Below are 12047 nucleotides of genomic sequence, written 5' to 3' on the forward strand. Positions count from 1 at the left end.
ATTATTTGAAACAGCATCATAAAAATAAAGAGTTAAAAATGATCGAATATTTAAAGAGGAAGGGATATCGTATTTCACCATCATATCAGCAACCAGCTTAGGTAGAAGGTAGATTTAAAAACAAAGTGATATAAATAGGAGCCCCCTCAAAAAAAATCAATGATGAAGGGCTTAGCTTCGTATTGCCTTTAGCCAAGGGTATTTTCATACAAAGGTTGTATGCTCCATCCGAAACTCGACCCTAAAAATAGCTAATTAGTTGTCTATTTCCTTTCATATATACAGCTTTGATTCATTTTTTAAAAAACAGCCAAGTATAAACGCTCTTCCATACATTGATTTATAACGCATCTAAGATGATGTAAGACTCCAGCTTTTAGAGGAAAAGACGGGAGTAATAAGTTCAAATGGGAGAAATAATGGCGCCTGACTCGTGTAAGTGCTTTTTAGGTTATAAGCTTATAGTACTAACATGCAGCAGGCTCCCCTACTGCATGACGTTTCACTTATGCCATGGAGTGACTATGCCAATGTCTATTGGAGAACCATTCCTCTTTTGAATAAGCCATTTCCCAGAAGGCGAGCTCATATTCTTTCGCAATAATGAATTGCTCTTTCATTTTTTCTTTTTCCTTTTCACTGGATTCTGCAGCAATTTGATTCAGTAAATTAATTTGCTCGTCGGTCGAGTCTTGGAACCAGTCACTGGCATATGTGGCAATCCAATTTTGATAAATTTTTTCAGCTGGTTTCTCATTTTTATACGTTTTTCCGATATCCGCATAAAGCCAGTAGCAAGGTAACATCGCTGCGATGGTTTGCCCTAGGCTACCAGAATCCGCAGCACGATAAAGATGTGATGTATATGCATATGCAGTCGGTGCTGGTTTGAAATTCTCCCAGTCGCTTTCTGTTATGTGAAGTGTTTCTGCATGTTCTTTATGGACTGTCAACTCTGCTTGTGCAGTTCCTTTTGCTCTTTCAGCAAGCATGGCTGTAACTCGGAAATCCTCTGCCAAGGTTGCAGCTAAAGCATGTACTTTTGCGTAGTGTTTCAAATAATAAGTGTCTTGAAGAATATAATACTTAAAAATGTCTAGTGGTAAGTCCCCTTTGGCAATCCCTTTTACAAATGGATGATTCACACTTTGCTCCCAGCTACTAGCAGTTACCTCTCGTAATGTGTCTGTAAATTGCATAAAAAAATTCCTCCTCAGTCATGTTTTTTGAACTGGATCGAGGAGAAAAGGGATATACTTAATAAAGCAATCTATCTGTAAACTCAGACTTTGGTTATATATAAACACAAAAATAGATTGCATGGTTAAGTAGTTTTCCACTTCCCTCCGCTGGTATTAACCAGATCAGGTTCTAAGGGTCGATGTCTCAGCCTAGTAAGGCCCCCCCAGTAGAAATTTATTACAACTACACTTGAAGGATACCATAGTGTGATATAAAGTCAATCCTATTTTGGAAATGTAGTTATAGCAGGAGGCTGTCTTGTCGAAAGTTCTTACTCATTCCACTTGACGAACGCGAACTCTTGTTCTAATATAATTGAAAGGAGGAATTCTAAAAATGAGACCTGATCTAACTAGGGAATTAAGTATGCAAGCATTTAAAGATTTCTATTGGTTGAAAGAGGAATTACAAGCGTTTTGCAGGAAAAATGGAATAAGTGCTTCTGGTTCAAAACTGGAAATCTCCCATCGAGTTGAAGAGTTTCTTCGTACTGGGAAGATTAAAAAACCAATTAGAACAACACAAAAAAATAGCAAAGTAGAAACGAAAGAAGCATTAAGCTTAGATACAGTAATCCCGGAAAACCATCGCTGCAGTCAGCATGTGCGAGCTTTTTTCAAAACCATTATTCCAAACTTTCATTTCTCTACATACATTCAGAACTACTTTAAACAAAATGTTGGTAAAACATATCGTGAAGCTGTTAAAGCATGGCGTGAGGAAGAAGAACGGAAAAAAAATTCTGCGTACAAAAAGAACATTGCTCCACAATTTGAATATAATCAATTTATTCGTGATTTTTTCGCTGATTCGAATAATCATGGGAAAAGCCGTGAAGACGCTATTAAAGCTTGGAATAAGGTGAAACAGCTTCCGGGGAGTAATAAGTATAAACCAAATAATTAGCATAAAATATGGTGTCGATAAATTAAATATCTCTCTGAAAATAATTTTGATCTGCTTTATGACTTAGGTGGAGGATGAAATAAATAGAACTACATAAAATCTGATCTTGATTTGGTGGAAGCAGTTTAGTGGTAACGCAATATTTGTACGGGATGATGACTAAATATTTTGACCGTGGATACTATTCGAATACTTAGAGCCATTCCCATCGAAATGTCAATGAGAGAAATGGCGAAGCGTAATTTATGACTATGATCTTGAACCTTTGTCTCAACTTTTTATGTGCAATATAAACTACCTACAAAATAAGTGGTTGTTTTCTAACTAAATATACTAGAAACATGAATCTAAATAGATTGTAAATAAAAATTGTTATTTGTTTCACTAGGTAAAAAGTCTAATATACTTAAAATTCTGAATATTTGAAAGTGAAATTATGTATTTTCACGTCACTATTGAGAGGATAAAGTTTATTATGATAAACAGCATCTTGAACGATGTAAAAAATATCCATTTGTATTAATAAAACAAGCTGAGTTCGTGATGGATGAAGATGATCCGTACCTAACAAGTGATTATCCCATGGATAGGGGTTACAGGGGGCAGCCGATGGAAGTAAAATTTTTAAAGAACTGCCCAGTTTTTATTAGATGAATTAATAGAGTAATTCTTTGAAATTATAGTACGGATAAGAAGAGGGGCTTGGAAGTTAGAATGGAAAACAATATACAAATTCAAACGAAACGACTTCAATTAGTTCCTTGTACGGAAAAGTTAGTAAGGGCTATTTCAAACAGTGGGGAAAGTTTAGGAAACCATATATATTATCACCTCCAAAAGTTGATAGAAGACCAGACTCAATTAGGATGGGGACCATGGATTATATTCGAACAAAAGAGTAGTCAGATGATAGGGGATGCTGGCTTTAAAGGAAAACCGAATGTGGCACATGTGGTAGAAATCGGTTATGGAATTATGGATTTTGCTCGTAACCAAGGATATGCAACCGAAGCTGTAGAAGCGCTTATAAAATGGTCCTTCACATCTTCCTATGTAGACAAGGTCATTGCGGAATGTTTAGTGGCGAACTTACCATCTATTAAAGTGCTTGAAAAAGTGGGAATGAGTCGGATAGCAGTAGAAGAGAATCTGCTGAAATGGGAGATTAGTAGAATGAGCGTCACATGGCTTTGATCAGCTATGTTGACGCTTTTTAACTGTCTAGGAAATTATAAAAAAATTTTGCGGCTGTGGATAAACTTACGAAGTTATTTAGCCACGTCCGGCACATGAGCCCAGCAACTAGGCGACTTCACTCCATTGCCCTACGATAAGGCCTCATCGGTTCGTCACAAAGAGGAAGGCCGACTAACAACGGGCTTGCCGCTCAGGCGTCGGCATACTTCCGTTGCAGGAGCATGATTCCTAAAATTTTAGTTGATTCACTCCAGTCGCTACGTTGCTAAACGGATGCCCCCGCGCCTTTGTTCTTATAATTGTTTTCTTTGAGTAGTAGTTAGTGAAAGCAGATACTATCCCGGTGTTAAGATGCTTTTATAGTTGATAATAGTGGTAGGACTGGACTGGTTTAGGTGCCATTTAAAATTCAGGCACAACAAAGAAGCAAGGGTTTGCTTTGAATCTCCACCAATAAAAATGCATTCCACCACTTGCGTTTATGTTTTATCCTCATAAAATTTAGTTGTTCTCAAAAGGTTATAAAAGCAAAATAGACCTCATGCTAATCCACTGTTTTACTCAGTCCGTATACTTCAGCATGGATATCACTGACTCTTGGAATACGTCGCAAATCTGACACGATAAACCATACCAATGATATAGAAAGCATCCCAAGACCACCAATAGCGAAGACTAATTGTCCACCTAAAACAGTTCCAAGTGAGCCGCCAATCAAAAATCCAAGTGGCATGGCCGCGGACGATAGGCTTGAGATAACAGAAAAAACTCTTGCAAGTAGTGAATCTGGAATAATCCGTTGGCCTGTTGCAGCCAACAGTACCTGTGTTGCGCCAAGTGGTATCAGTGATATGCCGTACAAGATAACAGCGGGAATATCCCATGGTAGAAATGCCGAACTAATCCAAAGTGCCGCACTGAATAAATAGGTTATGATCATTGTCCTACCAAGCGGAAAATTGCCGGCAACCGAACTTAACAACGCTCCAATTAAAAATCCCGCTGAAAACGCACCCATTAGAAATCCATAGATAGTCGACCCGCCACGGAAATCTGCGTAAACAGGCATCACTGCCAAAGCAACACCAAAAGAAAAATTAGCTATAATGGTAGCGATAAAAAATTTGCTAATAATGGATTGAAAAACATACTGAAAACCCTCTTTTAAGTCCCTTGCGTACTTGTTAAATGCGTGTGTTAGTGTTTGTTTACCTTTTTTCTCTTTTTCCTCCGTTTTAAAAGAAGGTAATGACCAGAATAGGAGGAAGGCAACCATAAAAACGATAGAATCTAATAAATAGATGGTAACAGCACCAATGAGACTTATAAGAACACCGGCAATACCATTAAATGTCATATCAATGCCTTGATTGGCAAAAGAGAAAAGCGAATTTCCTTTAACCAAATCATCTTTTTTCAATAATTTTGGCAATGCGACTGTTTGCGCTGGATAAGAAAATTGTTGAATACAAGATATAATTGGCATAATAAGAAGGACCATCCACACATGTAAATTTCCGGTGTAATGAACTATTGGGATAATAAGTACTAAAATGATTTGACATAGTTGGGTCAACATTAATGTTTTCCGTAATGACCAGCGATCGATAAAAGGTCCAGCTAAAAATTGAAAAACATCAGGAGTCTTGGTTAAGAATCCTGCTAAGCCGGTATAAAAAGCAGAGTGGCTTAACTCATAGACCAACCACATTGCCGCAATAGCATACATGCTATCTCCAATATTAGAGGCGATTTTACCTAAAAACAGCTTTATAAATGGTTTGTTTCTTAAAAGGACCCACATCAAGAGCAACCCGTTTCTATAATATTTATTCAAATATAAATCTAGCAGAAGAAGAATCAACCACAGGATAAAAACTTATCCCTATGGATTGTCAACTTTTTTTCATTAGCTTAATTGCAAAATGGCGATAAGCATTTGTACGTGTTTGTAACGAAGGTTTTTTCTGTTTTCTAAGAAAAACATCCTCTCTAAACCGCAATTAGGAGTCTTTTATCCAGAAAGATTTACAGTATCTCAGAGTGAATTTATTTAATCAATTAAATGATCCCAGAGCCACTGTTCGGGATGTTTCATAATCCATTCTTCTCCTTGGGTAAATAACTTTTGTATAAAAGTAGATTGGGATAATATGTTAGGATCAAGAACATCTCCAACCATAAATTGAACGTTTTGTTCATCTTCATTCCAAATGGAACCGATTGGGTATACTTTTGCTGATAAACGTTTAGCAAGCACATAGACACCAATTGGAGCTTTAAATGTTCCTCCTAAAAAACGTACTTCTTCTTCCTCTTGATTAATTCCATATGAAAACTCTGGAAAAATAATACCAACGGCTCCACGCATGATCGCTTTGGAAAACCGTAAAGGGCTTGTATGAGAGGGAACGGGAACCATCGTTATTGATGTGTTGAACGTTTCGTCTAGATATGTAGACATCCATTGATAAATAATATCTATTTCGTCACTGTTTACGAGTATGGTAGTGTTGTCAAAAAAACGTGTAATTAAAGGCATAGACATAGTATGCATGCCCATATGAAAAGGCGCTAAAATAATCCGATTTTTGGAATCAGGCTTTTTCATTGTTTGTAATAAGCGATCACTGTCTTGATTAATAATCCGATCGTATTGTTTAGAGTATAAAGCAAGTGATAAGTAAGTCCAAGCAGACTTTCTTTTTTCCACAAATAAACTATAGGCATGACTGACTTCCTCGGCAAGCGGCTTCAACTTTGGAAAAGTATTGATAACCTTTAAATATTTTTGTTGTTGTTTTTCTAATTGTTCCCTTGTTAATTCCAATTCTTCTTCTACGATATTTTTAAAAAATCGGTATGCCAGTTCTTGATCCTCTTTTGTATAAAAGGGAATGCTTTTCCAAATGGATTGAAATTGTAATAGATTATTAAAGTTTAAAATTGACATTTTATCACCTTCTTTGGGATTTGCGTAATGTATTAACCATCTAAACGAACAAAGATGAAGAACGCCGTTTAGCAACGTAGCAACTGGAACAAATCAACTAAAGATAAAGTGGACCTTCTATAAACAGTGTTTTTTGTCTTGCTTAGGTAAAATTAACATAATGGTTGGTTATGTGGGAGCATATTTCACATTTTTCATCCCGCGAACCAGCTCGCCAATTAAATTTACCAGTCTCTAAATTAAAATCACCTACTCCGTTTGTCAGTAAAGGCTTTGTTAATTTGGTAATAACACTAACTGTGTCCGCTATAATAAAACTTACAAGAACTTGAATTAATGGATTAAAAGAACCGGAAACCCCACGTATATGTTGGAAGGAACGATAAGTCTCCTTTTTCTCAATCAGTGAGTCATAACATTGCCAACACCCAGTTAATCCAGGAATAACAGTAGTACCAGTACTCGTAGAATGACCATGGTATCCCCCACCCACAATATGCGGTATGTTAAATTTCGTAAGGTGAGGAGTGATCCAAGACGCAAGTATATCTACGGAAGGTTCATCGGCACATAGAATTACTATGGAACATGTATTAAGTCTTTCTAAGAGGAGGGGAGAGATCTCCTGTGTAATAGGGGAAGCTAGCCCCTCTATCAATGTTCCGTATCTATTATGTAAAATATCTTTTAAAACATTTACCTTTAATTTACCAACAGAGTCTCTAGCATATAATGGTTGGTGGGTTAGATTGTGGCTGCTTACATCATCATGATCAATCAGAATAAGTGAGGGGATTCCCATTGCGGCAAGTTCATGTGCAACCCTACTTCCAACGCCGCCTACTCCAATAATTCCAACACGACTAGAATTCCACGCCTGCTCACTATTATATAATTTATCCAGAGATGATGTTTGTGCAGCAAGATAGCTCCATAAGCGACTATCCACTGTTAACTTCCAGGGTAGATTCCCAACTAACAAGATTTTATCATTTACTAGAGTTTGCAATGTTTCCTCTATTAACTCGTTGCTAATTTCATGTTGCTTTCCCCACGAGAGGAGTTCTTCAAAAGAACGAGGCTCTTGTAAATATTTTAAAAAGTTTATAAATACACTCAGACCTTCGTAAACGATGCTCTCGGTACGGTTCAGCAATGTGCAAATAATTTGTCCATGTTCCGTTTCTTCCACCTGTACATCGGGTTGTTTTAGCCAATATTGCGCCAATTTAAATTCCCCTCCTGTGAGAAGAAGCCAACTCTTGGAAAGAATCGGCTTCTTCATTTTAATTAGCATTTTTTGTTGTTTCCAGATGTATAACGTTTTACACATTTAACCATTTCCATCACCACCTTGGTTTATTTGTAAAAAATTATAATATATTGCCAAAAAATAGTCAAATAAGAAATTTTTGTTAATTTAAATTAATAGATGTTTAATAGTTTAACAGAGGATAGGTCGTATAGGTGGAAGCAGATACGCTATACTCGTTAAGCCTATTGTTTTTACAAGCTTTTTACATATTTCTATTTATTAAACCAAAGATTTCCAAAGCCACTTTATAATATGTAAACAAACTTTTTCGCTGAGCTTATAAATAGTTCTATCCTTCCATATATTGGTGTATGATTTCATCGTAACACAAGTATGACCGATATTGGTATTGGGAAAATTAACGATAGTTTTGACAATATATGACAACAAATGACAATATTCATTGTGTATTTGGGAACTGGTTTTCACATTATCGGACATTATTCCCAATTTCCTGTTACTTTGTAGTTAAAATCAAAAATGCCGCTTGTACTTTTTGTACAAAGTTCATCACAATATAAATAAAGCGCTTTATTTATATTGTGATAGATTGTTGAAAATAGTCGTATTTCCTATGGTACGATCTTAATGAAGGCAAGGAGGTGAAGGGATGGGAGGCGATAAAACAAGAATCATACAACATTTGATACGAAAAGATAATGTCCAAATTCAAGAGTTAATGAGGGAGTTCCAATTAACCAAGCTTGAGGTCAGAAAAATGATTAACAAGATTAACGATTCCTTTAGTAAGAATGTTATTATTTCGAGCGATCAAGCAGTTTACATGACGGAAGCGGCTAAGATGCTGTGCTATATGAAATTTTTTCGAGAAAAAGGAAAATTATTTAGTCATCATGAATTTGCGACTCGATACAATTTAATCATTATTGTATTAGCTGTAAAGAAAAAATATTTATCCTTATTAGAATTAGCAGATATATGTTTAGTTAGTAAAAACACGATACTAAATGATATGAAATTAATGAAGCAGGATTTAGAGCAGAAAGAGATTGATGTAGACTATTCTCGAAAACATGGATATGTTATGAAAGGTTCAGAGTTTGCCATACGGAATTTGCTGGTGACAGCAGTAAAAGATGTACTTCGTTCTTTAGCAGGAAGAATATTGTTAGAAGAGAAAAACTTGGTAGACAGTTCAAACATATTTCGATTACGAAAAAGACTGGAACAAGTAGAAAGATGCCGTAAGTCTTCGTAGTGAAGAATAGGAAGAAGCTTAAGTGGGAGAGAACTCCACCTAAATTCTTGAATCGTTCAAACGCCTTCAGGTCATACCCTTGTGGTACTAACATTCAACAGGAGATGAAGGATCTTGAATGAAGTTTCACTTTATACGATAACATTAAATCCAGCTATTGATCGATTATTATGCTTGAATGAAAAATTGGAAAGAAGAAAAAGCAATCGAATTACGGAAGTTTCTTATGATATTGGTGGAAAAGGAACCCATGCTTCTTACGTTATGTCGAAATTAGGAGTAAAAAACCTAGCTCTAGGTTTTGCAGGGAGTCAGAATATAGATAAGTTTAAACAGATTTTAAGTGAAAAAAACATGGAGCATGACTTCACGATTATAGATGGTAAAGCTACTAGGGAATGCTATATCATGATAGAACCGGAGCAAGTCTCAGCCGGCTCTATCATGTTGACAGAAAAAGGATTTCATGTAGAAGAAGCTGATATAAATCGACTTTTTAATAGGATAAAATCCAGAGTGAAAGCGGAGGATATGGTATTAATCGCCGGTTCATTACCGGCTAATTTCACAATCGATAATTTAAGACAATTATTACGTATTTTAAAAGAAATTGGTTGTTTTATTGCTTGTGACTTATCTGGTGAGGCAATTGAATTAGCTGTAAAAATGAAGGTGGATTTTATTAAACCAAATGAATTTGAATTAAAGCAGCTAAAAGCTTCTCATGAAAATCTATTAGATACAGTAAAAAGACTAAACCAAGACATTGATTATGTAGTTACTTCGTTAGGCGAAAAAGGTAGCTACTGTGGGTATGATAGAAAGATCTATCGTGTCATTCCACCTAGGGTAAAAGAAATAAACGATACTGGTGCTGGGGATTGCTTTGTAGGTGCCTTTTTAGCTGGACTTGCGAATCAGCTTTCGATAGAAGAAATAGTAAAGCTGGCTAGTGGTTGTGCTGCTAGTAAAGTGATGAACAAGGATAGTTCAACGTTTGATGTGAAGACGGCAATGAAGTTAAAGCAACAAGTAAAAATCACGCAACTATAAGGTGGCGATAACATTGTTATATCAAGAGGAAAGAGAACAGTTGGCTGAGATTGTGAAAAAAATGTTCTCTCGATATGAGACGAACACAGCTGGGGGAAATGTTAGCGTCAGGATGAATGATCAACATATTATTATGACACCAACCCATATGTCGCAAGCATACCATTGTGATATTTCCCCTTACCAAGTTTTAGTGGTGGATATGGATGAAAATATAGTTGAAGGTGATGGCAGAATCACAAGAGAAATGAATATGCATATGGCATGCTATAAACATAATCGAGAGATTGGCTGTGTACTCCATGCACATGCACTTCAATCAATGGTCTTTGCAACGATGGGGATAGATATGCCTAATTTAACAGAAGCGACGCAAAAATTTGGGGATATTCCATGTCTGGATTTTGCTCCTGCAACTTCGAAAGAATTAGCTGAAAAAGTTAAACATTATTTGGAGAATAACGCCTTAGACTCTGTAATAAACGCCATTTTATTGAATAAGCATGGGGTGTTAATCACAGATACAAATTTAATAAAAGCTTATGATAATCTGGGACGTCTGGAATACAACGCATACATTGCCGAAAAAGCGTTACTGTTTGATAAGTTAGGCATTTGTGAGATTGAAAATAAAGAGCTGAATTATAACGTAGATGAATAAGCAAAAACTTTTGCTTCATTTATATATTTTTCTTTCGGCATTGTGTCTGCTCATTTCCGTGTTCACGAAATGGATGATTCCTACTATGTTAGCTCTAATTTTGGCAACCATAGCTCAAAGTAAATACAGAAAATGGTATCCTCATAAGGCAAGATCATATAAGGAATTAATTCAGAAAAAATACGAGAAAGAGCAATTTAGTAAGTCGGAAAATAAATAATAATAAATCAATAATGATATTCAAAAAGAGGACAATGGATATGAGATCAGCTATGAATTAACGTACTAGATTTCCTCTCGTACGATATGTTCCTGTTATCCGGACCAATGTTAGCTCAGGTATCTCAGCACTTCGCCTTTCAATTTCAACATCATTAAAGGAAGAGAAATTGCGGTGCTTTACTTGAGGGATTGAATTTTCTACTGTGCTCTTAACTTCAGTACTATATTTTATACATTCTAATGTATGAGAAAATTTGTTTAGGTCATTAACTACGACTTTTTGAACATTCACGAATAATAATTACAACGGAGGGTTTACGGATGAAATATTTAAAAGAAGAGAGAAAACAAATTGTTGAATATGGAAAGAAATTAATCGATTCTGGGCTAACCGTTGGCACCGGTGGAAATATTAGTATTTTTGATAAAGACTCAGGACTTATGGGAATTACACCAAGCGGGATTGAATATCATAATTTAACTGAGGAAGATGTCATCATTATGGATTTATATGGTAATGTGGTTGAGGGGGAGCTAAGACCATCCAGTGAACATCAAATGCATTCCATTGTCTATAAAAATAGATATGATGCAGTTGCTATGATTCATATGCATGCTTTGTATTCCACAACGATTTCTTGCTTGAATGTTGATTTACCGGCTATTGATTATCTTGTTGCTCATAGCGGAGGAAAAAATATCCGTTGTGCTAATTACGCAACATACGGCACAAACGAATTAGCTGAGAATGCGCTGGAAGCAATGAAAGATAGAAAAGCAGTATTATTAGCTAATCATGGAATCAATGTAGTCGGCAGTTCTCTTGCAGAAGCCTATGCAATTACAGAGCAGTTGGAATTTTGTGCCCGCTTGTACTGGCAGGCAAAAGCAATCGGCAATCCAGTCATCTTATCAGATGAAGAAATGACGATGATGGTGGAACGATTTAAGGATTATGGACAACCTAAGGATGCTGAAAAATAAAATGAATATTTTCCGTTAGGTTATTTTAACAAAGCATATAGTGGTTTGTGTATCACAACATAACCAAAATAAGTCTGAGCAAGCGCCCAGCAATTAGGCGACTTCACGAAAGCGCCCTACGATAAGTCATCATTGGTTCGTGGTTAAGAGGAAGGCCGACTAAAAACAGGCTTGCCGCCCGACGTCGGCATACTCCTGTTGCAGGAGCATGATTCCTAAAACTTTAGTTGCTTCGTTCCAGTCTCTACGTAACTAAACGGACGCTTGCGCCTTTGTTCCACTATAGGAAAGGATA

General features: G+C 36.3%; 10 protein-coding genes and 1 riboswitch. Of the genes, 6 read left to right on the forward strand and 4 right to left on the reverse strand.

All coding sequences use genetic code 11. The features are described 5' to 3' along the window. Positions 1 to 506 precede the first annotated feature (506 nt). A complete protein-coding gene (gene tenA, locus D1839_RS01155; protein WP_120378060.1) occupies positions 507 to 1199 on the reverse strand; it encodes a thiaminase II in 693 nt (230 codons plus the stop codon). 125 nt (positions 1200 to 1324) lie between these two features. Then, positions 1325 to 1417: riboswitch (TPP riboswitch) on the reverse strand. Between the two features lie 161 nt (positions 1418 to 1578). Between tenA and D1839_RS01160 the strand changes: the two genes are divergently transcribed. Both D1839_RS01160 and D1839_RS01165 read left to right on the forward strand, forming a co-directional pair. Beyond that, entirely contained in the window at positions 1579 to 2148 is a 570-nt protein-coding gene (locus tag D1839_RS01160) for a DUF6434 domain-containing protein (RefSeq protein WP_120378061.1), read from the forward strand. Positions 2149 to 2862: 714 nt separating this feature from the next. After that, positions 2863 to 3342: a GNAT family N-acetyltransferase gene (locus tag D1839_RS01165; RefSeq protein ID WP_120378062.1), complete on the forward strand. Its 480-nt coding sequence runs from the start codon at positions 2863 to 2865 to the stop codon at positions 3340 to 3342. Between the two features lie 547 nt (positions 3343 to 3889). On the opposite strand, the gene D1839_RS01170 is transcribed toward D1839_RS01165, so the two are convergent. The 3 genes from D1839_RS01170 to D1839_RS01180 form a co-directional block, all read right to left on the reverse strand. Next, a complete protein-coding gene (locus D1839_RS01170) occupies positions 3890 to 5149 on the reverse strand; it encodes an MFS transporter (protein ID WP_120378063.1) in 1260 nt (419 codons plus the stop codon). A gap of 249 nt (positions 5150 to 5398) precedes the next feature. Continuing rightward, on the reverse strand, positions 5399 to 6298 hold the full coding sequence (locus D1839_RS01175; RefSeq protein ID WP_120378064.1) for an LpxL/LpxP family acyltransferase: 900 nt from the start codon (positions 6296 to 6298) through the stop codon (positions 5399 to 5401). A gap of 142 nt (positions 6299 to 6440) precedes the next feature. Further along, positions 6441 to 7526 (reverse strand): ThiF family adenylyltransferase, encoded by a 1086-nt coding sequence (locus D1839_RS01180; RefSeq protein ID WP_158589581.1) that lies wholly within the window; start codon positions 7524 to 7526, stop codon positions 6441 to 6443. A gap of 697 nt (positions 7527 to 8223) precedes the next feature. Here D1839_RS01180 and D1839_RS01185 point away from each other — a divergent pair. From D1839_RS01185 to D1839_RS01200, 4 genes are all read left to right on the forward strand, one after another. Next, positions 8224 to 8832, forward strand: a complete 609-nt coding sequence (locus D1839_RS01185; protein WP_120378066.1) for a helix-turn-helix domain-containing protein — start codon at positions 8224 to 8226, stop codon at positions 8830 to 8832. Between the two features lie 114 nt (positions 8833 to 8946). Next, a complete protein-coding gene (locus D1839_RS01190; RefSeq protein WP_120378067.1) occupies positions 8947 to 9885 on the forward strand; it encodes a 1-phosphofructokinase family hexose kinase in 939 nt (312 codons plus the stop codon). 13 nt (positions 9886 to 9898) lie between these two features. Next, positions 9899 to 10546 carry a class II aldolase/adducin family protein gene (locus D1839_RS01195; RefSeq protein WP_120378068.1) on the forward strand — a complete coding sequence of 216 codons (648 nt, stop codon included), beginning with the start codon at positions 9899 to 9901 and terminating at the stop codon, positions 10544 to 10546. A gap of 543 nt (positions 10547 to 11089) precedes the next feature. Continuing rightward, a complete protein-coding gene (locus D1839_RS01200) occupies positions 11090 to 11752 on the forward strand; it encodes an L-fuculose-phosphate aldolase (RefSeq protein WP_120378070.1) in 663 nt (220 codons plus the stop codon). Positions 11753 to 12047: the final 295 nt, after the last annotated feature.

The sequence above is a fragment of the Roseburia sp. 1XD42-34 genome, assembly GCF_009917385.1.
In the GTDB taxonomy this organism is placed as follows: Bacteria; Bacillota; Bacilli; order Bacillales; family Amphibacillaceae; genus Virgibacillus.